Genomic DNA, 23,333 nt, shown 5'->3' on the forward strand with positions numbered 1-23,333 from the left:
ATCTATATTTTATTTATGTAGACTTGTTCAAGCACTGTATGAATTTATTAAATGATCTTATCAAAGCAAACAATAGGCGAATTTGCGCATGCCGATATAGAACTCCCGGCTCAAACCAATTTTAATCTTCCTGAAAAGGTATTGCAATTTGGCACGGGTGTACTCCTGCGTGGTCTTCCAGACTATTTTATAGACAAAGCCAATAAAAAAGGAATATTTAACGGGCGCATTGTAGTCGTTAAATCTACAAACAAAGGAGATACGGCCGATTTTGAAAAACAGGATGGACTGTACACCATTTGTGTTAGGGGGCTGATAGATGGTAAAGATGTTAAAGAAAATATCATTAATTCTGCTATAAGCAGGGTATTGTCTGCCAGCGATCATTGGAGCGAAGTGCTAGCCCTGGCAAAACTTCCTTCACTTCAGATAATTGTATCTAATACCACTGAGGTTGGTATTGTATTGGTTAATGAATCTATAATACATGCTGATCCGCCAGTTTCTTATCCTGCCAAGTTGCTGGCAGTGTTGTATAGCAGATATCAGTCATTGAAAGGTGATAATGCAGCAATTGTGGTAATTGCTACAGAACTTATTCCTAATAATGGTAAAAAATTGAAATCTATTGTAGAGGAACTAGTTATTTATAACGATTTGGAGCATGAATTCTCTCTTTGGCTATCAGATTATGTAATATTTTGTGATTCATTGGTTGATCGTATTATTCCTGGTAAACCAGATCATCCTTTTTTAGCCGAACTATCCAAAGACTTGGGTTACGATGATGAATTGCTAATTATGGCTGAGCCTTATTGTTTATGGGCAATTGAAGGTGAGGAGCGCGCAGCACTTATTATTGATTTGGAAAAGGCAGATAGTGGGGTAATCATAAAGCCAAATATTGAAATATATCGGGAACTTAAGGTGCGTTTATTAAACGGCACCCACACATTGGCTTGCGGAATTGCCTGTCTTTCAAGTATCGATACCGTGGCTAATGGAATGAATGACCCGATATTAAATAGCTACATCGATGCTCTAATGCAGGATGAGATTATTCCGGCAATTCCTTATGAAGTAGCATTAGCTGATGCGCAGGCATTCTCAAAAACGGTATTGGATAGATTTGCAAATCCATACATCCAGCATCAGTGGATAAATATCACTTTTCAATACAGTATGAAACTAAAGATTAGGATTTTGCCTGTACTGATCGAGTATTTTAAAGTATTTAAGATTTCCCCTTTACGTATTGCCTTTGGTTTTGCAGCCTATTTAATTTTTATGAAGGTGGATAAGAAAGAAGGAGAAATTTACTTAGGGTATTTTGAAGGAAAAAATTATACAATTACTGATGATCAGGCTGAATACTTTTTAGGTAAAGTGGATGTGCCTGAATTTCCTGTTAACGTACTAAATGATAAAAATTTCTGGGGGCATGATTTAGCATCACTCCCGGGATTTATAGCAGAAGTTGAAGATAATTATCACCACATTAATAAATACGGAATTACTGCTGCCTTGTGCAGATTAAAATAATAATACTACACCAAACCAAATATAATGACTGGGAAAAAAGTTACCAAATACAGGTGGACTATTTGTGCATTGCTGTTTTTCGCCACTACTGTAAATTATCTTGACAGACAAGTATTAAGTCTTCTTAAACCTCATCTTGAGGATGTTTTTGGTTGGAGTAATAGCGACTATGCCAACATAGCTTCCGTATTTCAATTTACGTATGCTATTTCTATGATTTTTGCAGGAAGGATTGTAGATAAGCTTGGAACAAAAAAGGGCTATGCCTGGGCACTTATCATCTGGTCTATAGGAGCTATTGTCCATGCACTTGCTATTCCTATAGGACAGGGAATTGCTACGGTACTAGGGTTTGTGGGAATTACCTCAATTTCAATTTCTATTGCAGGCTTTATGTTCTCAAGGGCACTTCTTGGATTTGGTGAAGCAGGGAATTTTCCGGCTGCTATAAAGGCAACAGCAGAGTATTTTCCAAAAAAGGAGCGATCATTCGCAACGGGCATATTCAATTCTGGAACGAACGTAGGTGCGGTATTGGCTCCCTTAACTGTACCGTACATAGCAAAACACTGGGGTTGGGAAACAGCATTTTTAATAATAGGTGGTATTGGGTTTTTGTGGTTAATATTTTGGTTTAAATACTATGATAAACCAGAAGAGCAAAAAAGAATGTCAGCCGAAGAATTGGCTTACATAAATGATGAGAGAATTGAAGAATTTGTTCCAATAAAAGATCCCGTTTCGGCTGATGTAAAGGTGTCATGGATTAAATTATTAGGTTATAGACAAACATGGGCTTTCATTGTAGGGAAATTCATGACGGATGGGATATGGTGGTTTTTCTTGTTTTGGCTGCCTGCTTACTTAAAAGACCAGTATGGAATGGTTGATACGCAGATAATGCTTCCGCTTGCTGTACTTTATAGCATGACCATGTTTGGAAGTGTTGGCGGTGGATGGTTTCCTATGTACTTTATTAAAAAGGGTTTTGAGCCTTATGACGGACGTATGAAAGCAATGTTGATGATTGCGTTTTTTCCGCTTGTGGTACTTGCCGCACAGCCTTTAGGCCATATTAGTTTTTGGCTTCCTGTTATCCTGATAGGAGTTGGGGCATCAGCACATCAGGCATGGTCTGCCAATCTTTTTACTACTGTTTCAGATATGTTCCCCAAAAAAGCGATAGGTTCTGTTGTTGGTATTGGGGGAATGGTGGGCGGTCTTGGAGGTGTTTTTATTACCAAGTTAGGTGGTGCATTATTTGATAAATATAAAGCGCTAGGTACTATAGAAACTGGCTATACCATAATGTTTACGATTTGTGCGCTTGCTTATCTTGTTGCCTGGATTATAATGAAAATACTCGTTCCGAAATATAAACTCGTGACCGACTTGTAGTAGTGTAATCATTGCACAACGAAATGTTGTTAACACACAACTTAGCATTTATTTTTAGTTTTATTTTTGAAGGTAAAATAAGATATCTAATATGTGGAGATTTCGAATTATAGCCTGGAAAGTAGTAATGGTTTTTTGTTTTGGCTTTTTACAGTCGGCAAGTGCTAATTTGCAAACTAATAAAGCAAAAACGGTAACAATCCCATTTGGAAAATATTCGACGATAGTTTACAATTTTCAATCTGGAACGTATGATGTGAAAATCGGAACACAAATCGTTATCCATGCTGCCGGTAGTAAAGTACTAAATGGTAGCCAGATTTTAAAGAGTACAGATTACCAATCGATTAAACTAAATCAGTTAACTATAAAGGATCAATTTGGTGTAGGTAGAAAGTATGTGTTTATCCTCTCAAAAGTTGGTATGCCAACAATGGAGCAAGTTTTTTATACCTACACAAGTAAAACATATTTCCTTTCAGAAGTTGTGCTAAGAGGTGCCAAAATATCGAGTAATAATATAAGTCCGCTTTTCACCGGCAATGTGAATCTTCATGCGATAGGAGATAATCGAGTCCTTTTTGCACCGTTCGACAATGATACTTTTGTCAGGTATAATGCAAAATCAACAACAAAAGAAATTGAAAATACAAGTTCGGAAGTTGGCGCCCTGTATGACAATGACACCAGGAAAGGATTAATTGTAGGTTCTCTTGAACATACGGTATGGAAGACAGGAGTGAGAAGCAAGGGTATTGGAGACCAATTGTCAGAACTGGATGTGTTTGGCGGATATACTAGTGAGGAAAATACTAGAGATAAGATAGCTCATGGGTACATTTCAGGTAGTGCAATTAAATCTCCAAAGATATTTGTGGGATATTTTGAAGACTGGAGAAAGGGTCTGGAGGAATATGGTAAAGCAAATCGTTTGCAAGAACCACCGTTTGTTTTCAGCTGGACAAAACCAGTACCATTTGGCTGGAATAGTTGGGGTGTTATTCAGGAAAAGTTAACTTATCAAAAGGCAATTGACGTAGTAGACTACTTCTCCTCTGAACTGCCAGAATTTAGAAATGATGAAACCGCTTATATAGATCTTGATTCATTCTGGGATAATTTTACCGGTGGTATGCGTGGAGATTTCGGTAAATTAAAAGCCTTTGCAGATTACTGCAAGAGGAAAGGATTACAGCCAGGAGTTTATTGGGCACCTTTTACGGATTGGGGCTACAAATCCAGTAATGACCGCGAAGCGGAAGGGAGTAACTATAAATTCTCTGAAATGTGGACTAAAGTAGGAGTGGGTTATCATGATTTTGATGGAGCGCGAGCACTTGATCCCACTCATCCAGGTACATTGAGGCGCATAGATTACATTATCGACAAACTAAATGCATGTGGCTTTAAAATGATAAAGATTGACTTCCTTGGACACGCCGCAGCGGAATCCACAAATTTTTACGATAAATCGGTAAGTACGGGTATGCAGGCCTATCGCATCGGGATGGAGCATTTGGTGAACAGACTGGATAGTAAAATGTTAATATATGCGGCTATCTCCCCAAGTTTGGCAACGGGAAGATACGCCCATACCAGAAGAATAGCATGTGATGCATGGAAAACAATAAAAGATACTGAATTCACATTAAATAGTGTCAATTACGGATGGTGGCAAACTTATGTATATAATTTCATAGATGCAGATCACGTAGTGTTTAGTAATGAAAATGAGGGAACGAACAAAGCAAGGCTTGCATCTGCATTGATTACTGGTACACTAATTACGGGGGATGATTTTTCTTCTGATGGACCTTGGAAAGAACGTTCTAAAAGTTTGTTACAGAATAAAGATTTGCTTGAAGTAGCTCATAATGGTAAAGCATTTATGCCATTTGATGGGAACACAGGAACAAGTTCAAATACAATTTTTGTAAAGCATGTGGGTAAATCTCTTTATGTAGCATTATTTAATTTTTCGAAGGAGGATAAAGATTATGATGTTTCTTTTAAAAAATTAGGACTAACCAAAGATAAGTATGAAGCAGTAGAGTTGTTTAGTAAAGTTGTTGTTAAAATAAAGGGTAGTTTAAAGTACCGTTTAAACGGTACTGACGCAGTCATATTGAAAATTGAAATTTAGCAAATTTTGAGTTTTAACTCTAAATTTGCTTAACATTAACTTAACATTTAAAGTGCATCTTTGCATATGTTTTTATATACCATAGCGGCAGTATTCTTTTTATTTGCCATAATTGCTGCCTTTAAAATGGAATCTCCTTTAAAAGGTATTTTGTTTATACTATCGCTTATTCTGGTTTGCGGCGTTCTCTATATTTTTATTTTTTTTCCTGGCTTATCCGGCTTATCAGTAGCTTTAATGCTAATTGTTTTTATTCTTAGGCAAAATAAAAAGTAAGTGTTAAAAGATGTACTAAATGGCTCAGACTATCATTTAAAGTCACTAACAAGTTTAAATAGTTCTCTGCACCTTTTAGAAAGCCAATCATATCCGACAGCATCAGCTGGTTGATCGAAAAGCTTGGAGCCCAAACCAAGTGCAGTGGCACCAGCTTTGAGCCAGTTATTTACATTCTGATCTTCAAGGCTTACACCTCCGGTTGGCATAAATTTAAGAGATGGAAATAAAGGCTTTATGGCTTTTAGAAAACCAGCACCTAATACATCTCCCGGAAATAGTTTAATCAATTGAGCTCCCAGTTCATCTGCGACACTAATCTCAGTTGGAGTCATGCAACCAGGAATCCAGAAAACGTTATGCTTGGCAGTAATTGCCGCAATTTCGGGTTTTACAATTGGGCTAACAATGAAATCCGCATTAAGATTTATGTACTGCTCTGCTTTTTCTGCTGTTTTGATTGTGCCTATTCCAAGGATAAGACCAGGTAAATGCTTATCTCTGTAATTTAGCATTGCCTTAAAGTTGGTTAGGGCATTGACACCACGATCAGTAAATTCAAATACACGGATTCCTCCTTGATAACAACTGATTAAAATATCAATACATGTGGCTTCATCGTCATTATAGTAGACTGGAATAACTGGATTTTGTACTATGTGTTCTAGTATGGTGTTGTTCATAATGATCTCTTAAAATTGCCGTCGCCAAAGTCGCCTTTCACAAAAAGCTTATTATACCCAGCATTTGTTGCTACTTCAATAATTTGTTCTCCGTTTAATCCGCTAAAAATTCCATGTAGTAACCCTGCCATAAAAGCATCACCACTTCCAATTCTATCGATAACCTTGTTGGTCTCTAAAATAGCGGAAAGGTAATTGTTCTTTCTCGTATGGTACGCACCATAAAACAGATTATGTGTGTTATTGTCCATAAACCTAAATGTATTGGCAACATGATCACAAACCGGAAAATTTGCGAAAATTTCCTCTGCGTTTTTGATTGACTCTCTAAAATAAATATCCGGGCTGGTATGGCGGTCAAGGTTTTCATTTATGCTTGTCCCAAGCATCTTATTGGCTGCCCAAATATTACCCATAATCACATTACAGTGTCTAACAAGGTTAGGCATTATTTCTTTCGGTGTAGCGCCATAATCCCATAGCCTGTTTCTATAATTTAAATCTACAGATATTTTTAGCCCATTTCTTGTTGCAGCATCCAATGCTTCTTCCATTACAAGGCTTAGATTAGCACTTAACGCAGGAGTCAGTGCAGACCAATGAAACCATGTATGCCCTTTCATTATTTCATCCCAGTTGATCTGCCCTGCTTCAAGCATACTGAAGGCGGAGTGCTTTCTGTCGTACACAACTTCCCCATTGGTAAGACCATTTGGCGATAAAAGAAAGTATAGGCCTAATCTCGTCCCAGAAATCACTGATTTATCGGTTTTTACACCTAAGGATTTCAAGCTTTCCAAGGCCGAATCTGCTAAGGCATTTTCTGGACATGCTGTAATATAAGAAACAGAGTTGCCAGATTGAGCTAAAGATGCTGAAACGTTAGCTTCAGATCCCCCAGGAAAAATCGAGGCGCTATTTTGCCCATTAAGAAACTCAGCAGACGAGCTCAGCCTTATCAGCAATTCGCCAAATACTAATACATTGTAATCCTGTTGCATAATTGGTTAGAAACAATATTGCAATTATACATGTATTATAGTTAACCTAATAAGGATCTTTCAATTAAGCACGCAAACGATTTCGGGTAGAATCCCTTATCATTAAAATTGTATCCAGCACAATTGTTTCAAAGTCTGTAACGCTATACTTGCTTTCAATAAGTGAAATAAGTTTGCTTGCAGCTAATTGTCCAATTTCGAAAGCAGGTTGATGAACAGTACTTAATGAAGGATTTAGTGCATCTGCAAGATCGGTATTAGTAAAACCTATGATAGCAATATCTTCAGGTATCTTATATTTTAGCCTATTCAAAATTGCCAAACATCTGGTGGTTATCTGATCGGTTGCTGTAAATATTGCATCCGGCTTTACATCTAGATTCATGAGATATTGAATAGCTTGTTCCAGGTCAGTTATTAATTTTGCCGTGTCTGCATAATCACAAGATCTTACTAATTCTGGTCTGAATTCAATTCCATAATCTGTGAGCGCTTTTTTGTAACCATTTAGACGTTCTGTTGTAATGCTTAATGTAGTATCAGTATTTAAGTGAGCTATACGATTTCGACCGGTCTTTATCAAATGTACTGTTGCGTCATAAGCACCTTTGAAATTATCAGCCCCAACCTTATGGGTTTGAATTTGATCACTTAATCTATCAAACAATACAATTGGTAAACCACTATCCTGAAGTGAAATCAAATAACTTAAGTCCACATTCTCATAGGCTGGTGAAATGAGAATGCCGTCTACACCTCCGGCATATAAGAGGGAAAGACACGCGCTTTCTTGCTCATGAGACTCTTTGCTCTGCATGATGATGATCTGATAGGATTTTTCTGTGCTATATTTGTCAATACCATCCAACATTTGGGAAACAAAATTATTGTCTAAAGAACACACTACAACCCCTATTGATCTGCTCTTTCCTTCCTTAAGACCCTTAGCCATTCGGTTTGGAGAATAGTGGTGAGATTTAGCATAAGCTAAAACTTTCTCTTTTGTTTCCGCGCTGATCTCATAACTGTCGTTTAACGATTTAGAGATAGTTGAGATAGACAAATCTAATGCTTTAGCAATATCTTTTAGAGTTATATTGTTATTCATAAAAGCTTTTTATCCTAACCAATTATTTTAATTTATCCTATAATAATAAGCTTTTCTATTCGGTTTTCGTATTTGACAAATATATGATAGATTATATCAATTGTGTTTCTACTTTTGCTTAACGGTGTTAGATTATTTATTACTCTAAAAATCACATGGCAAGTAAAGAACGTATTGCACGACTAAAAGATGAAACCAGGACTAATATTTTGGATGCATCTTTGGATATAGTTAAAGAGGAGGGCTGGCAGTCATTAAGCATGCGTAAGATTGCAGATAAAATAGAATACACTGCGCCTATCATTTATGAATATTTTGCCAACAAAGAAGGCATTCTTTTGGAGTTGACCAGAAAGGGTTATTTAATTCTTGCTGCAGACGTAAAGCAGGCCATGAAGAAATCGGAAGAAACAGGCATGCAGTTGGAAAACATGTGGATTGCCTACTGGGATTTTGCATTCGCAAACAAAGAGCTTTATCAATTGATGTACGGCGTAGATATGAATTGTTGTGAGCTGAAGAAATCCATGCCTGAAGCAGAAATAGCAGATGATATGTTTTATGACACAATTGAAAAATTAATCAATAAGGAAAATCGAACAGAAGATTTTGTTTGTCGCAAATTCTATACTTTTTGGTCCGTTATTCATGGGCTCATCTCCATTAATCTGGTAAACAAAGGAAGAGGTCAGGAAATGAATCAGCACATTTTAAAAGATGCTTTAAAAGGAATTATAAAATACATCAACGAATAAAAATCTAAAGGTTTATTTAATAAGCCTTTTTTTGCCAGTTTAACTTAACGATGTTAAATTACTTAATCACGTTACAATAAAAATTAATCTTTAAAATTATGAACTACAAAACATCTTACACACAATTACTTAACAGTGTTAAATTATATAATATTGTTATAGTTATTTCATGCTTTACTTTTTTCCTATTATTTAGCTGTTCAGGACCAAATAAAATGCAGGTTTCAGCACCAGTTATCCAATCATTACCTGTAGTAACAGTGAATAAAAGCGCTGAGACTACTTATGCTGAGTATCCTGCTTCAATCGAAGGTACTGTAGACTTGGAGATCCGCCCTCAGGTTTCTGGAATGCTTGAAAAAGTATTCGTAAATGAAGGCGCAGCCGTAAAAAAGGGACAACTACTATTTAAAATTAATGAATCTACTTTTAGAGCAGCCCTAAATGATGCAAAAGCATCTCTTCAATCTGCAAAAGCCGCGCAAACTAATGCGCGACTTGAAGTAGAAAAACTTACACCTCTGGTTAATAGTAGAGTTGTATCAGACTTTCAACTTAGAAGTGCTAAAGCTACCTATGACGCTGCTTTAGCACATGTTGAACAAGCTCTTGCTGCTGTTGATGCTGCAAATATTAATTTAGCATACACTTTAATTAAAGCGCCTGTTAACGGCTACGTTGGGCGATTACCAAAAAAGCAAGGAAGTCTTGTTAGTTCAACAGATGTATTGCCATTAACACAACTTTCTGATGCACACGAAGTTCACGTATATTTTTCATTAGGTGAAGATGATTTCATTGATTTCAATGCCAGCTACAAAGGTAATTCTGTTGAGCAAAGGGTAAAGAATCTTCCTCATGTAGAACTTGTTTTGTCAGATGAAACAGTTTATGGTCTTAAAGGAACAATTGATATGGTTGACGGGCAATTCGATAAAAATACTGGTTCAATTTCACTGAGAGCAACATTTTTAAATACGAGTGGAGTTTTAAGATCTGGCAATACGGGTAAGATTCGTCTTGGATTAATACATACTGATGCACTGATTATACCTCAATCGGCCACATTAGAAATGCAAGATAAAGTCTTTGTATTTGCTTTAGCAGACAGCAATAAAGTAAAGAAAATGCCCATAACCATAACGGGGAAAAGTGGGAGTAACTACCTGGTGAAAGATGGATTAAAAGCCGGAGATCAAATTGTAATCAGCGGTATGGATAGATTACAGGAAGGACAGGTTATTAACCCTTCCAAGCCAGCAGAAAAAGTTGCCAAATTAAATTAATCAATAAAAAATTACAAAATGTTTAAGATATTCATTCAGCGTCCTGTACTTGCCACAGTTATATCGATACTACTCGTTATTCTTGGGGTACTGGGATTAACAAAATTACCCTTACAACAATTTCCAGACATAGCGCCACCATCAGTCTTGGTTACAGCCGTTTATCCTGGTGCCAATGCAGAAACAGTATTACGCTCGGTCGCACCCTCTTTAGAGGAATCTATTAACGGAGTAGAAAACATGAGCTACATGAGCTCTACTGCTAGTAATGACGGCTCATTAGCCATAACAGTTTACTTTAAATTGGGTACTGATCCAGATCAGGCTGCGGTTAATGTTCAAAATCGTGTAGCTCAAGCCACAAGTCAACTACCAGCAGAGGTGGTACAACAAGGTATCATCACTGCAAAACAGCAAAATAGCTTTATTATGGCTATAGGTTTGTATACAGAAGACGAGTCAAAATATGACCAAACTTTTGTAGCCAATTATGCACAGATAAATATCATTCCAGAGATTAAGAGAATTCCTGGTGTTGGCTCTGCCAGTATTTTTGGAGGAGTTAAAGATTATTCAATGCGTGTGTGGTTAAATCCTACGCAGATGTCTAATTACAAAGTTACGCCTAACGAGGTTATGGCTTCCATACAAGATAAGAGCCTTGAGGCTGCTCCCGGCAGATTTGGAGAAAAAAGTAAGGAAGTATTTGAATATGTAATCAAATATAAGGGTAAGCTGACAAAACCTGATGAGTATGAAAATATTGCAATTCGTGCTAATCCTGATGGTTCTATTTTACATCTCAAAGACGTAGCGCGCATTGAGTTTGGTGCATATTCTTATTCAAGTGTTACGCGCCTTAATGGAAAAAAAGGAATTGTTATCGGAGTTATACAACTGGCTGGTTCTAATTCAAATAACATTCAGGTTGAGATAAATAAACTAATGGATAAGGTGTCCAAAGATTTTCCACCTGGCATTAAAAAGAATATTTTTTATAGTACTAAGATTGCACTTGATCAGTCAATAGACCAGGTTAAACACACCCTGATAGAAGCATTCATCCTGGTGTTTATTGTAGTATTTATATTCTTACAAGATTTTCGGTCCACTTTGATTCCTGCAATAGCAGTTCCGGTTGCTATTTTGGGTACGTTCTTTTTTATGCAGTTATTTGGTTTTTCAATTAACCTGCTTACACTATTTGCCTTGGTTCTGGCTATCGGTATAGTAGTGGATGATGCAATTGTAGTAGTGGAGGCTGTTCACGCCAAAATGGAGCACAAACATCTCCCACCTAAACTAGCCACTGCCGAAGCAATGCACGAAATTACGGGTGCAATCATTTCAATTACGTTGGTAATGGCAGCTGTTTTTCTGCCGGTTGGATTTATGGAAGGCTCTACGGGAGTGTTTTACAGGCAATTTGCATTCACAATGGCCATTGCGATTGTAATTTCCGCAATTAATGCGCTAACTCTTAGTCCCGCACTTGCAGCCTTATTTTTGAAGGATAATCATGCCAATGGCCAACAGAAAAGAACATTTTCTCAGAAGTTTTTTAATGGATTTAATAACAGTTTTAACTCATTAAGCAACAGATATGTTGGCAGCTTAAAGTTCCTTATACGTAATAAGTGGGTTAGTTTAGGTGGATTGACCCTTATCACACTGGCAACAATCTGGATGGTAAAAACAACGCCAGCAGGATTTATTCCAACAGAAGATCAAGGCTTTATTGCAATTGCGGTATCTACGCCATCTGGAACTTCCTTGAACGGAACATCTGCAGTGATGACGGAAGCTGAAACGAAGCTAAAATCAATGGATGCTTCAAGATTTGTAACAGCAATCTCAGGCTTCAACCTTCTTACCAACTCAACAAGCCCCTCTTCTGCGGTATGTTTTGTTTTGCTAAAACCTACAGATGAAAGAGGTAAAATTAAAGATATCAATGCCATAATGGATTTAGTGCGTGGAGAACTTTCGGGAATTACCGGTGGAAGTTTCTTTGTTTTTAGTTTTCCTACCGTGCCGGGATTCAGTAATGTTGAAGCTTTGGATTTGGTATTGCAAGACAAGACCGGCGGTAAACTGGATAAGTTCAGTGGCATTGCGAATGGCTTTATTGGCGATTTGATGAAACGACCTGAAATTGCTGTCGCTTTCACTAGTTTCAAAGCAGATTATCCACAGTTAGAGTTAGAAATAAATGATGAAAAGGCAGATCAGCTTGGTGTGAATGTTAAAGATATATTGCAAACCATGCAAACTTACTTCGGTAGTGCACAGGCTTCAGATTTTAATAGATTTGGTAAATATTATCGTGTAATCGTTCAGGCAGATGTAACAGATAGGGCGGATCCTTCTGCTATTGACAAAGTTTTCGTCAAGAACAAAATAGGGGATATGGTTCCCGTCAAGACGTTAGTAAAACTTAAGCGCATCTATGGTTCAGAAACTGCTTCAAGATACAACCTCTTCAATTCAATCCAGGTCAATGCCATACCCAAACCAGGTTATAGCTCTGGTGATGCCATCAAAGCCATTCAGGAAGTAGCGCAACAACTGCCATCAGGTTATGTTCAGGAATTCTCTGGTCAAACAAAAGAAGAATTATCTTCTGGTGGTCAATCTACCATTATATTCCTGTTGTGTCTGGTATTTATTTATTTTCTATTAGCGGCACAATACGAAAGTTATGTACTTCCTTTGGCAGTTATACTATCAATTCCTGCAGGTATTTTTGGCGTATTCGTTGCCATTGGTTTAACCGGTATAGTAAATAATATATACGTTCAGGTTGCCCTTATTATGTTAATTGGTTTGCTTTCAAAGAATGCCATTCTTATTGTTGAATTTGCTGTGCAAAGAAGACGCTCAGGTCAGCCATTAGTTGCTGCAGCACTTGAGGCAGCCAAACTCAGATTACGCCCAATTATCATGACCTCTTTAGCTTTCGTAGTAGGGTTGATACCTATGATGAATGCTACAGGTCCATCTGCACAAGGTAACCACTCCATTAGTATTGGTGCCGCAGGAGGAATGATCTCTGGAGTAATTCTTGGATTGCTTATCATTCCGGTACTATTCATCATCTTCCAGTTTTTGCAGGAAAAGATCACCCCTAAACCTTCCCCTTCCATTCAAAAAAGTAACCATGTTAAAGAACTCATTCATGAAATCGCATAATATTTTATTCACACTGTTGATATTTATTACATTATCAGTGGGTTGCAAAGTATCGAAAGATGTTTTACGGCCTGCAGGCATTGCTCCGCAAAGTTTTAGAAATGCGAGCGATACATCAGGTAATAGCATAGGTAAGCTGAAGATCAATGATTTTATTGCAGATCCTCAAATTAGAGATCTGATTGATTCAGCAATATTGAGGAACTATGATTTGCAAATAGCACTTAAGAACGTTGAAGCATCAGCACTTTTATTAAGTCAGGTAAAGTTAAATGTACTTCCATCTGTTACAATGCAGGTTTCTGTAAGTTCTACCAGTCCTTCTGAAAATAGTCTTAATGGATTAAGTTCCAGTCAGTTTCTTGGAACAACACATATTGAAGATTTCAATGCTCAAATTGGTCTTAGTTGGGAGGCAGATATCTGGTCTAAAATTAAAAGCCAGAAGCAAGCTGCGCTTGCATCCTATTTGCAAACTTCAGAAGCGCGCAAAGCAGTGCAAACAAGAATTGTAGCAACAGTGGCACAGGGATATTATCAGCTTTTGATGATGGATACACAAATGCAGATAGCAAAGAAAAATATTTTGTTGAGCGACAGCACACTTTCTATGATCAAATTGCAGTTTGATGCCGGCCAGGTTACTTCCCTGGCTATTCAGCAAGCTGAAGCACAACTTTTAGTAGCTAAGCAGATTATTCCTAATCTAGAACAGGAAATAATCATACAGGAAAATGCGCTAAGAATCCTGACCGGAAAAATTCCTTCTGCTATTGCAAGACAGATAACACTTGCAGGTACTGACGTCCCAGAAAATTTATCAGCTGGAGTTCCAACTGAAATGCTGAGTACTAGACCAGATGTTAAAATTGCTGAATTATCCTTAATTTTAGCTAACGCGAAGGTTGGTGTGGCCAAGGCAAATATGTATCCTTCGCTTTACATTACTGCTGCCGGAGGATTAAACTCACTAAAAGCAAGTAACTGGTTTAATATCCCTGCATCACTTTTTGGATCTGTGGCAGGGGGTATTGTACAGCCTATTTTTCAACGCAGGCAATTAAAAACCCAATATGAGGTGGAGAAGTTGAATCGTGATAAAGTTGTGTTGGAGTTTAGGCAGTCTGTATTAAATGCGGTAGGTGAGGTTTCTGATGAGTTAACTAGAATTGAGAAACTAAAAGATCAATATTTCATCGCCCAAAACAGAACCTCTACCCTACAAAAAGCAGTCAATAATGCAAGTTTGCTATTTAAAAATGGTATGGCAACCTATCTGGAGGTGATAACGGCACAAAGTAATTATTTGCAAAGTGAGCTAGATTTAGCAGCGCTTAAAACAGCTCGCTTATCAGCAACTGTGCGCCTTTATCGCTCTTTAGGAGGAGGAGCCTAATTGTACATTTATAAACTGTAAGTAAAGTTTAGCGCTTAACATCAAATTGTGTTAGCAAAAAAAAACTTTATTCATCTGAATATCGTTAGTTTTGCTAACACATAAAGAAAACGGAATATGAAAAACTTGTTTTTAATGGCTTTTGCAGTGCTATTTAGCATGTCAGTTAGTGGACAAATCCTCAAACCAGTTAAATGGGGATATGTTGCTAAAAGAACATCTAAAACTGAGGCCACTTTATTTATTAGGGCAACAATAGAACAGGGATGGCATATCTATTCTCAGAACGTTGGAGAAGGCGGACCTATAAAAACTACATTTTCGTTTGTACTGGCTAAGGCCTATACATTAATAGGTAAGACAGTAGAGCCAAAAGCGATCGTTAAGTTCGAGAAGACTTTTGATATGAATGTTAGTTATTTCGAAAAGACGGTTACCTTTCAACAAAAAGTTAAAGTTGGCCCTTCAAAAACTTTAGTTAAAGGAAGTGTTGAGTTCATGGTTTGTGATGATCATCAATGTTTGCCACCAGAAACTATCGAGTTTTCCATCCCCGTTAGCTAATCATAAATGAATTTTAATTATTATAAAGTTACTTTTAGAGTGCTCCTTTTGGGAGTACTCTTTTTTTTAGGTTCTATACCAATATATGCTCAAAAGGCAGATACTTCTGTATCTGATCTGGAATTTACGGAGATAGTTCCAGATACAAGTGTAGCGGATACTGCTGTAACAACAATGGTAACCACTAAAGCTATTGCCGATACTACTTTGGCTGCAAAAGTTCCTGAAAAAACTCCTACAATAGCCAAAGAGGCTAAAAGAACTTTATGGCAAACATTCATTGCTGGTTTGATTGGTGGTTTCCTGGCTTTTTTAATGCCATGTATTTTTCCAATGGTGCCACTAACCATTAGCTATTTTACCAAAAGGGCTGGGAGCAAGCAAAAAGGCATTGGTCAGGCATTAATATACGGATTATCAATCATTGTAATCTATGTTGCATTTGGTTTATTGATTACTATTCTTTTTGGATCGGCAGGACTCAATGCATTCAGTTCGAGCGGTATTTTTAACTTCTTCTTTTTCTTGGTGCTGGTCACCTTCGCAATTTCGTTTTTTGGTGCATTTGAAATCACCTTGCCAAGTTCCTTTGTCAATAAAATTGACCAAAAAGCCGATGATAGTAAAGGTCTTGGTGGGATATTTTTTATGGCTGCATCTCTGGCACTAGTTTCTTTCTCATGTACAGGCCCAATCATAGGTACCTTATTGGTAGAGGCAAGTTCAAAAGGCACTTATCTTGGTCCGGCAGTTGGTATGTTTGGATTTGCCCTTGCTTTGGCATTACCTTTTACATTATCTGCTATATTTCCAGGCTTTCTAAATTCAATGCCTAAATCCGGTGGCTGGTTAAACAGTGTAAAGGTTTGTCTTGGTTTTTTAGAACTTGCATTTGCACTAAAATTCCTTTCTGCTGCAGATCTTGTGTGGCATTGGGAGTGGTTTGATCGTGAGGTATTCCTGGTATTATGGATTGTGATCTTCTTCCTTATGGGATTATACTTGTTGGGTAAATTGAAGTTTTCTCATGATAGCGACTTGCCTTATGTTTCTGTACCTAGGCTTTTTCTGGCAATTTTCTCTTTTGCATTTTCCATTTATATGATACCTGGATTGTGGGGCGCACCTGTAAGTGTACTTAGCGGACTTGCACCTCCTATGAATACACAGGATTTTATTCTTTCCGGTAATGATAATTCTCCAGTTTCCGCTAAAGACAGTGGGTTTCCGACTAGTGTAAAATACGATACTGTTTTTAAGAAGCCAGTTGGATTTACGCCGTTCTTTGATTTGGATGAAGGTTTGGCTTATGCAAAAAAGGTAAATAAACCTGTAATGATAGATTTTACGGGTTGGGCATGCGTAAATTGCCGTAGGATGGAGGATAATGTTTGGGTAAAACCACAAGTAGCCAATCTGATCAAGCAATATGTATTAATTCAATTGTATGTAGATGAGCGCAAAATAAAAATGCCTGCTGATAAAGTTCACTATTCGAAGATCCTTAGGCATAAAACCGATGATCTTGGTTGGTGGAATGGGGATTTTCAGGCAAGTCGATACAATACAAACTCACAGCCATTCTATGTGTTAACTAGTCAGGATTTGGAACCAATGGTAAAGCCTATGGGCGCCATATTTGATGTTGCTGAGTACGTTCAATATCTTCAAAGTGGACTTGACGTATTTGCTAAAAAGTAAAACAATACTTTTTGTTTTCTGGTAATAATCGGTCGAGATTCGCTTTGCTACCTACTTCGGTAGTATCTGCGTTTAGGGTTCGATTATCTTTTGTGTATGGTTAAAGTGTTATTTCGGTATGGTTGGAAGGTCAATTGACCTTCCAACCATACCGAAACCATCTACATACGATGCAGCAATGATTACCGAATACACTAGCCAGGACGAATCCATGCACTAGCCGTATCCCTATAGGGGCCAAGCCAAAATTACTGAATGATTTAGCAATATTGTTAATAAAAGGCTTACAGCCAAGGCTATCTTTGAAATAACAATCAAATAAATCTTTATGAGTATAAAAAAAACGTCTTTAAAAGTTTTGGCACTTGGACTATCAGTCATTGTAACCTCTGGTTCGGTATCTGCTAACACGCTGAAAGACTCTACTGGGTTTAAGCATCCAATTCCAGCAAAAGTAGAAACATCCAGAACAGCCTGGTGGGAGAAGGCACGTTTTGGTATGTTTATCCATTGGGGAGTGTATACCATCCCTGCGGGAAAATACAATGGTAAATATTACCCTGGTTTGGGAGAGTGGATCATGCGGGATGCAAATATCCCTGTATCAACCTATAAGGATTATGCAAAGCAATTTAATCCAACCCAATACGATCCAGAGGCCTGGGTAAAAATGGCTAAAGATGCAGGTATGAAGTATATTGTAATTACCACAAAACACCACGATGGATTTGCACTGTTTGATAGTAAGGCTTCTGATTGGAACGTGGTAAAAGCTACACCTTATGGCAAGGATTTAATCAAACCTTTAGCAGAGGCTTGCAGGAAATTAGGTATGAAATTAGGCTTCTATTACTCTCAGGCTAACGATTGGGGAAATAAAGGTGGAGCAACAGAGAGAGGATCTTGGGATAAGGATCAAGTTGGAAGTATGGACGAGTATATTGACAAAGTTGCTGTTCCTCAAGTCCGTGAAATATTAACCAATTATGGAGACGTTGCCGAATTGTGGTGGGATGTTCCTACAAACATGACAAAGGAACGTGCAGCAAAATTTCTTCCTCTTTTAAAATTACAGCCACAAATTATTACGAACGATAGGTTAGGAGGCGATATTAAGGGTGATTTATTTACGCCGGAACAGTATATTCCTGCGACTGGAATAAAAGGTTTATGGGAGACCTGTATGACCATGAATGACACTTGGGGATTTAAAACTGATGATCACAATTGGAAGTCAAGTAAACAACTTATTCGTAACCTAATAGAAGCTTCCTCAAAAGGTGGTAATTATTTACTAAACGTTGGTCCAGAACCAACTGGAAAATTTCCTGCACCCATTATTCAACGTCTTGCAGACATAGGAAAATGGATGAAAGTTAATAGTGAATCTATTTATGGAACAATTCCAGGTCCGTTCAAAGTAATTCCCTGGGGAAAAGTAACAGAAAAGCCTCTGTCTAATGGTAGTACTGCCCTTTATCTACATGTCTTTAACTGGCCAAAGGATAGGAAATTACTACTTCCCGGACTTAGTAATGCGCTTTCATCTGCCCAGCTTTTGGCTGGTGGTAAATCTCTTTTATTTAAAAAAGAAGACAATAATGTTGTAATCAATGTTCCTCAAAATGCGCCTGATGAGAATGCAACAGTCATTAAGATTGTTATAAAAGGAAAGCCTGAAGTAACTTCATTTATTCAAGGTCCTGAAGCTGATGGAAGTATCATACTTTATCCCGGATTGGCAGATTTCGCTGCACCTTCCGGAGCTGAAATGATGCGTCCTGAGGGTGGCGAAGAACAAAATATTGGTTTTTGGACCGATGCAAGATCTTCGGCAAGCTGGCAGTTCAACGTTAAAACGCCAGGAACTTATACATTAGAGACCTATGTAGGGACGGCTTCGGAAAGCTCTGTTATTATATTGAGCTCTGGAAATCAGGTGTTAACAAAAATACTTCCAAAAACAGGCGGATATAATATTTATAAAAAGGTCAATCTAGGGCAGTTTATATTTACCAAAGCAGGATTAACTATGATTAAATTAGCAGCAGAGTCTAACAATTGGTCGCCAGTAAATATGAAGAAAATTGTAATGATTCATTAATCAGAAAAAACATAGCAAAAGCCGTAGGCAGACGGCTTTTGTTAGTTTTTCATAAAGAGCATACGAATAATTTAAGAGCGTTATACAATTATTTAAAATAATTAACCTTAACCAGCACTAAAAACTTATTACAAACATAGCTGCTAAGTTGATTCAAGTCAACTGCGAAAACACACAGTTTTTTAATTGCCAAAAAGTGTTAGTTGGTGTGGATTAGTTTGTTTGTGATGTTCCAGTAAATCACCAAAGTTGGATAATGATATTCCCAACAGCCTTACCGCTTTTTCTTCCAGGTCTATGTTTGTAAGCAAAAATTTAGCGGTATCGAAAATGGTGGAGTAGTCTCCAATAGGATTTGCGAAAGAAGAGTTGCGGGTAATTTGCTTAAAATCGCTGAATTTTATTTTTAGTGTTAAGGTTCTTCCTTTCAGTTGATGTTTTTCCAATCTAACAGCAACTTTATCTGCTAACTTTCCCAGTTCAGTATTCATCTCCTCAATTGATATTAGATCATGTGCAAAAGTGTCTTCAGCAGCTAATGATTTAGCTTCTCTGTTCGATCGAACTGGCCGCTCGTCAATTCCTCTTACAATCTTAAAATAAAAGCTGCCTGATTTTCCGAAACAATTAATTAATTCTTGTTCGGTCCATTTTTTTAGATCTGCGCCGGTGTGCAAGTGCATACTTTTCATCTTTTTAGCAGTAACTTTTCCTACGCCAAAAAACCTTTCTACTGGCAATTGTTCCATAAAAGTGCTTATCTTGGATGGACCAACAAAAGTGAGTCCGTCCGGCTTATTCATGTCGGAGGCTATCTTGGCTACGAATTTGTTTGATGAAACACCAGCAGAGGCAGTTAAGTTTAATTCATCTTTAATGGCTTGTTTAATTTGTTTGGCTATTTCCAGTGCGTAGCCAATTTTCATTTTATCAGCTGTTACATCCAAAAATGCCTCATCCAGAGAGAGTGGTTCAATTAAATCTGTGTAACGACTAAATATTTCTCTAATATGAATGGAAACAGCTTTGTAAGCATCAAAACGAGGTCTCACAAAAATTGCATGCGGACAAAGCTGATAGGCCTGGCGAGAAGACATGGCAGATTTGATACCGAATTTCCTGGCTTCGTAGCTTGCTGTTGCAACTACGCCACGGCTTTCCGGTGATCCACCGACCACAATGGGCTTATTGCGGTACTCGGGAAAATCTCGCTGTTCAACTGATGCATAAAATGCATCCATATCAATATGGATAATTTTTCTCACTTCAAACAATAACTAGAACCCTTTGTTAGTAAAGTACAAGGAGCAAAAAATATGGATAATACGCAAGAAAAAGATCTAAATCCCTACGAATTTACTATCGAAATTGATGGAGAACCAAATGCAGTAAGGATAGAAGTCCCTAAAACAGGTGATTACATCGTTTACATAAACGGAGAACGTTTAGGGCACATATATTCTGAAGCTGAAGACGCAGAAAGAAAATGGAAAACCAAAGACGACATCAGTCAGCAACTTGTTGACAAGTTAGGTGCCCATATTGAAATTCTGGAGATCAATACTGCAGACTAGTGTCCGGAGTTTTTACTCTTTTTTATAAATGAAAGATAAAATGCAACAAAAATAATAACAGCTACAACACATAATAAAGTAATTAACGTTTGGGCTCCCTGGGCAGATTGATGATGTTCCATAGTCTTAATTTTTGATGAAGGTAAAAAAAATTGTTTGGATGAAAAACAAATATAAATTTAATGGATTAAAGGATTTGCAAGCCAAGCAGTTGGAACTGAAATCTGAAACACAACTTTCTGGTGAACACATATTGGCTAATGCAAAACTTATTGCAACAGATTTTTCCGTTAACAAATTATTTAAAGCTAAAATTCAAAAGAAATCTTTAATTTCTACTAAAAAACTCAACAGTAATGATATGCTGTCTGGTAAAATAGTTTCTTTTGCACTGCCATTACTACTTAATAAAACCATTTTTAAAGGTTCTGGAATACTCACTAAAACTGCAGTTGGTTTAATTTCAAGCAAAACAGGCGCAAAAATAGGAGGATATCTTTTCAAATTGTTAATGACAAAGGCAAAAGTATAAAGGCTAACGTACGGAATAGGCCGCTTACAGCTGGAGAGCTATAAGTACCGGTTAAATACATTAGCGTATTCACGATGGGATCCTCTACATAGAGGGCTTAAAAAACTACATATCTATCTACACTATATTTCTTTAAAATGATACGCAGTCGCGAAGGTCTTTAAATGTAATTTCAAAAGCCCTTCGCTATAATAATTACGTATATTGTATCTCAAAGCATTATACTAAATAAATGATTCTGAGGCTTCTTTCCATTCTATTAATCAGCCTAATAATTAGCCTCAATAGCTATGCTTCAATTAACGTTTCAGGTGTTGATGGCCCTCTTTCCGAAGCAGACGTTGTTATAACTTCTGCAAATTGTACACAAGGAGGCTCTTTGGTTATACCATTAACAAAACCAGCAACTTATACCTTTTCGTGGCGAAACTCATCTGATGTAGAGATAAGCAGCGATCAGTCTGCCCTTAATCTTTATCCAGGGGACTATAAATTGATTTATAGTCCAGATCTGGGGATAAATACTTATACTTTAAATTTCACTGTTAGGAGCAGTAAACCTACCACTGCAACACAAACACTTACTATACCATGCGGAGAATCTTCTCTAATGGTTCACGCAGACAATTTTTCAGGTAAACCAATCATAAAATACATATGGGAAGATGAATCCGGACGTGTGCTCTCTAATTTTGCAACTACCGCACTAACTGCTGGTAAATATTATATCAGCGTTACGGATGAGGCACAATGTACATCTGATAAAGCATTAGTTACCATTCTTCCTACACCATTTAGACCAACTATATATGAGGCTGATAAAATTGTAAATAATGCTTCATGTACCTCAAATGACGGCTCAATTACAGGGTTAAAAGTGGTTCTTTCAGAGCCAGGACCGGTTTCCTATCGCTGGGTCAATGATAAAGGCGATTTAATTGGGACTTCTATAGATGTTTACAATCTGCCCCCCGGAAAATATCGCTTAACAGCAGTTCAGTCTACCGCAGCATGCGAGTCTATATCTACGGAAATCACTATTCTGCTAAAGAATCAAATAACTTCAAATACAAATTTCAGTGTAACTAAAACTGCAGACTGCGGACTGCCAAATGGCAGCGTTACAGGCGTTATCACCAATGCAACCAGTTACCAATGGGTGGACGTGAATAATAAGGTTGTCGCTACTACACTTGATCTGACTAACGTAAGCCAGGGGTTTTATGATCTGATACTCTTTAACGATTTTGGTTGCAGCATTACTATCGGGCCTTTTCACATTCAGTCAGGCAGCCAGCCAATTCAGTTATTAACGCCAGCGGTAATTAAACCTGACAATTGTGGTTTAAATATTGGAAGTATTACGGGTATAACTGTTCCAGGATCAGGTATACGCTATAGTTGGACCAATGATGCAGGTCAACAAATATCCATAGATCCAGAGCTTCGTAATGTCCCTTCCGGTAATTATCATCTTCAGGTTAGAAATGCTTCATGTGATGAAACCTACGAATATTATATTCCTGAAGTGGACCTGTCCTTGCAAACACCATCAATAGGAGATAAGTTTATCTGTTCACCGACAGAAATAACTATTAATTTTGATGTAGTAGCACCCCTATATAGAGTTTATGACTCAAATGGGAGCCTCGTTAAAGAAAGCAAAAGCAAAGACTTTAAGCTCATTATAAAAGGAAATACAACTCTTTATGCTGCTGTGGCCAACGGAGCCTGCGAAAGTAGCCAAACAGAATTCAAAATTACCATCGGCGATGCTGCGCTCAAAATCCCAACTTCTTTTACACCCAATGGTGATGGAATAAATGATAAGTGGGTGATTAATGGTCTTGAATTGTATAGTTCGGCAAATATTAAGGTGTTTAATCGTTATGGTTCAACTGTATACGAGAGTTCAGATAACACAAATACTTTTGAAGGTAAAAATAAAGGTATTGAGCTGCCCGCTGGTGTTTATTATTATATCATAAAGCTTACAAGTGCTTGTAATCCCTTTAGCGGAAGTGTTACAATTATCAGATAATAATTGGTACACTTTTAGCGTACAATATCAAACACCA

General features: G+C 37.5%; 17 protein-coding genes. 13 read left to right on the plus strand and 4 right to left on the minus strand.

Annotated elements, in window-relative coordinates:
- The first annotated feature begins 51 nt into the window (after nt 1-51).
- The 3 genes from ACVWYN_RS13905 to ACVWYN_RS13915 all read left to right on the plus strand — a co-directional run bounded on the left by ACVWYN_RS13905 (nt 52) and on the right by ACVWYN_RS13915 (nt 5,083).
- Nucleotides 52-1,542 (plus strand): tagaturonate reductase, encoded by a 1,491-nt coding sequence (locus ACVWYN_RS13905; protein WP_457289473.1) that lies wholly within the window; start codon nt 52-54, stop codon nt 1,540-1,542.
- A 24-nt stretch (nt 1,543-1,566) separates the two neighbouring features.
- Nucleotides 1,567-2,940 carry an MFS transporter gene (locus ACVWYN_RS13910; RefSeq protein ID WP_457289474.1) on the plus strand — a complete coding sequence of 458 codons (1,374 nt, stop codon included), beginning with the start codon at nt 1,567-1,569 and terminating at the stop codon, nt 2,938-2,940.
- 91 nt (nt 2,941-3,031) lie between these two features.
- On the plus strand, nt 3,032-5,083 hold the full coding sequence (locus ACVWYN_RS13915) for an alpha-galactosidase (protein WP_457289475.1): 2,052 nt from the start codon (nt 3,032-3,034) through the stop codon (nt 5,081-5,083).
- Between the two features lie 308 nt (nt 5,084-5,391).
- On the opposite strand, the gene ACVWYN_RS13920 is transcribed toward ACVWYN_RS13915, so the two are convergent.
- The 3 genes from ACVWYN_RS13920 to ACVWYN_RS13930 all read right to left on the minus strand — a co-directional run bounded on the left by ACVWYN_RS13920 (nt 5,392) and on the right by ACVWYN_RS13930 (nt 8,151).
- Nucleotides 5,392-6,042 carry a bifunctional 4-hydroxy-2-oxoglutarate aldolase/2-dehydro-3-deoxy-phosphogluconate aldolase gene (locus ACVWYN_RS13920; RefSeq protein ID WP_457289476.1) on the minus strand — a complete coding sequence of 217 codons (651 nt, stop codon included), beginning with the start codon at nt 6,040-6,042 and terminating at the stop codon, nt 5,392-5,394.
- Nucleotides 6,039-7,043 carry a PfkB family carbohydrate kinase gene (locus ACVWYN_RS13925; protein WP_457289477.1) on the minus strand — a complete coding sequence of 335 codons (1,005 nt, stop codon included), beginning with the start codon at nt 7,041-7,043 and terminating at the stop codon, nt 6,039-6,041. The genes ACVWYN_RS13920 and ACVWYN_RS13925 overlap by 4 nt, the downstream gene beginning before the upstream one ends.
- A 64-nt stretch (nt 7,044-7,107) precedes the next feature.
- Nucleotides 7,108-8,151, minus strand: coding sequence for a LacI family DNA-binding transcriptional regulator (locus tag ACVWYN_RS13930; protein ID WP_457289478.1), 1,044 nt, complete (start codon nt 8,149-8,151; stop codon nt 7,108-7,110).
- A gap of 155 nt (nt 8,152-8,306) precedes the next feature.
- On the opposite strand from ACVWYN_RS13930, the gene ACVWYN_RS13935 reads away from it, so the two are divergent.
- The 7 genes from ACVWYN_RS13935 (at nt 8,307) to ACVWYN_RS13965 (ending at nt 19,149) form a co-directional block, all read left to right on the plus strand.
- Complete coding sequence (locus ACVWYN_RS13935; protein WP_457289479.1) at nt 8,307-8,906, plus strand: TetR/AcrR family transcriptional regulator; 600 nt, start codon at nt 8,307-8,309, stop codon at nt 8,904-8,906.
- A 98-nt stretch (nt 8,907-9,004) separates the two neighbouring features.
- Nucleotides 9,005-10,192 carry an efflux RND transporter periplasmic adaptor subunit gene (locus ACVWYN_RS13940; RefSeq protein ID WP_457289480.1) on the plus strand — a complete coding sequence of 396 codons (1,188 nt, stop codon included), beginning with the start codon at nt 9,005-9,007 and terminating at the stop codon, nt 10,190-10,192.
- A gap of 18 nt (nt 10,193-10,210) precedes the next feature.
- A complete protein-coding gene (locus tag ACVWYN_RS13945) occupies nt 10,211-13,384 on the plus strand; it encodes an efflux RND transporter permease subunit (RefSeq protein WP_457289481.1) in 3,174 nt (1,057 codons plus the stop codon).
- Nucleotides 13,371-14,780 (plus strand): TolC family protein, encoded by a 1,410-nt coding sequence (locus tag ACVWYN_RS13950; RefSeq protein ID WP_457289482.1) that lies wholly within the window; start codon nt 13,371-13,373, stop codon nt 14,778-14,780. The genes ACVWYN_RS13945 and ACVWYN_RS13950 overlap by 14 nt, the downstream gene beginning before the upstream one ends.
- A 117-nt stretch (nt 14,781-14,897) precedes the next feature.
- A complete protein-coding gene (locus ACVWYN_RS13955; RefSeq protein WP_457289483.1) occupies nt 14,898-15,344 on the plus strand; it encodes a protein-disulfide reductase DsbD N-terminal domain-containing protein in 447 nt (148 codons plus the stop codon).
- 6 nt (nt 15,345-15,350) lie between these two features.
- Nucleotides 15,351-17,045, plus strand: a complete 1,695-nt coding sequence (locus tag ACVWYN_RS13960) for a protein-disulfide reductase DsbD family protein (RefSeq protein WP_457289484.1) — start codon at nt 15,351-15,353, stop codon at nt 17,043-17,045.
- A 328-nt stretch (nt 17,046-17,373) separates the two neighbouring features.
- Nucleotides 17,374-19,149 carry an alpha-L-fucosidase gene (locus tag ACVWYN_RS13965; RefSeq protein ID WP_457289485.1) on the plus strand — a complete coding sequence of 592 codons (1,776 nt, stop codon included), beginning with the start codon at nt 17,374-17,376 and terminating at the stop codon, nt 19,147-19,149.
- 182 nt (nt 19,150-19,331) lie between these two features.
- On the opposite strand, the gene dinB is transcribed toward ACVWYN_RS13965, so the two are convergent.
- On the minus strand, nt 19,332-20,390 hold the full coding sequence (dinB, locus tag ACVWYN_RS13970; protein WP_457289633.1) for a DNA polymerase IV: 1,059 nt from the start codon (nt 20,388-20,390) through the stop codon (nt 19,332-19,334).
- A 75-nt stretch (nt 20,391-20,465) separates the two neighbouring features.
- Here dinB and ACVWYN_RS13975 point away from each other — a divergent pair, with 75 nt between their 5' ends.
- From ACVWYN_RS13975 to ACVWYN_RS13985, 3 genes are all read left to right on the plus strand, one after another.
- Nucleotides 20,466-20,723, plus strand: a complete 258-nt coding sequence (locus tag ACVWYN_RS13975; RefSeq protein ID WP_457289486.1) for a hypothetical protein — start codon at nt 20,466-20,468, stop codon at nt 20,721-20,723.
- Between the two features lie 136 nt (nt 20,724-20,859).
- Complete coding sequence (locus ACVWYN_RS13980; protein ID WP_457289487.1) at nt 20,860-21,255, plus strand: hypothetical protein; 396 nt, start codon at nt 20,860-20,862, stop codon at nt 21,253-21,255.
- 232 nt (nt 21,256-21,487) lie between these two features.
- Nucleotides 21,488-23,296: a gliding motility-associated C-terminal domain-containing protein gene (locus tag ACVWYN_RS13985; RefSeq protein ID WP_457289488.1), complete on the plus strand. Its 1,809-nt coding sequence runs from the start codon at nt 21,488-21,490 to the stop codon at nt 23,294-23,296.
- The last annotated feature ends 37 nt before the right edge of the window (nt 23,297-23,333 follow it).

It is taken from the genome of Pedobacter sp. UYP24 (assembly GCF_054057295.1).

Excerpts from the sequence above, each read along its gene's own strand:
- ACVWYN_RS13965 (WP_457289485.1), top strand. The coding sequence starts at position 17,374 with ATGAGTATAAAAAAAACGTCTTTAAAAGTTTTGGCACTTGGACTATCA.
- ACVWYN_RS13980 (WP_457289487.1), top strand. The coding sequence starts at position 20,860 with ATGAAGGTAAAAAAAATTGTTTGGATGAAAAACAAATATAAATTTAAT.
- ACVWYN_RS13905 (WP_457289473.1), top strand. The coding sequence starts at position 52 with ATGATCTTATCAAAGCAAACAATAGGCGAATTTGCGCATGCCGATATA.
- ACVWYN_RS13955 (WP_457289483.1), top strand. The coding sequence starts at position 14,898 with ATGAAAAACTTGTTTTTAATGGCTTTTGCAGTGCTATTTAGCATGTCA.
- ACVWYN_RS13935 (WP_457289479.1), top strand. The coding sequence starts at position 8,307 with ATGGCAAGTAAAGAACGTATTGCACGACTAAAAGATGAAACCAGGACT.
- ACVWYN_RS13960 (WP_457289484.1), top strand. The coding sequence starts at position 15,351 with ATGAATTTTAATTATTATAAAGTTACTTTTAGAGTGCTCCTTTTGGGA.
- ACVWYN_RS13945 (WP_457289481.1), top strand. The coding sequence starts at position 10,211 with ATGTTTAAGATATTCATTCAGCGTCCTGTACTTGCCACAGTTATATCG.
- ACVWYN_RS13920 (WP_457289476.1), bottom strand. The coding sequence starts at position 6,042 with ATGAACAACACCATACTAGAACACATAGTACAAAATCCAGTTATTCCA.
- ACVWYN_RS13940 (WP_457289480.1), top strand. The coding sequence starts at position 9,005 with ATGAACTACAAAACATCTTACACACAATTACTTAACAGTGTTAAATTA.
- ACVWYN_RS13925 (WP_457289477.1), bottom strand. The coding sequence starts at position 7,043 with ATGCAACAGGATTACAATGTATTAGTATTTGGCGAATTGCTGATAAGG.
- ACVWYN_RS13910 (WP_457289474.1), top strand. The coding sequence starts at position 1,567 with ATGACTGGGAAAAAAGTTACCAAATACAGGTGGACTATTTGTGCATTG.
- ACVWYN_RS13985 (WP_457289488.1), top strand. The coding sequence starts at position 21,488 with ATGATTCTGAGGCTTCTTTCCATTCTATTAATCAGCCTAATAATTAGC.
- ACVWYN_RS13930 (WP_457289478.1), bottom strand. The coding sequence starts at position 8,151 with ATGAATAACAATATAACTCTAAAAGATATTGCTAAAGCATTAGATTTG.
- ACVWYN_RS13915 (WP_457289475.1), top strand. The coding sequence starts at position 3,032 with ATGTGGAGATTTCGAATTATAGCCTGGAAAGTAGTAATGGTTTTTTGT.
- dinB (WP_457289633.1), bottom strand. The coding sequence starts at position 20,390 with ATGGATGCATTTTATGCATCAGTTGAACAGCGAGATTTTCCCGAGTAC.
- ACVWYN_RS13975 (WP_457289486.1), top strand. The coding sequence starts at position 20,466 with ATGGATAATACGCAAGAAAAAGATCTAAATCCCTACGAATTTACTATC.
- ACVWYN_RS13950 (WP_457289482.1), top strand. The coding sequence starts at position 13,371 with ATGAAATCGCATAATATTTTATTCACACTGTTGATATTTATTACATTA.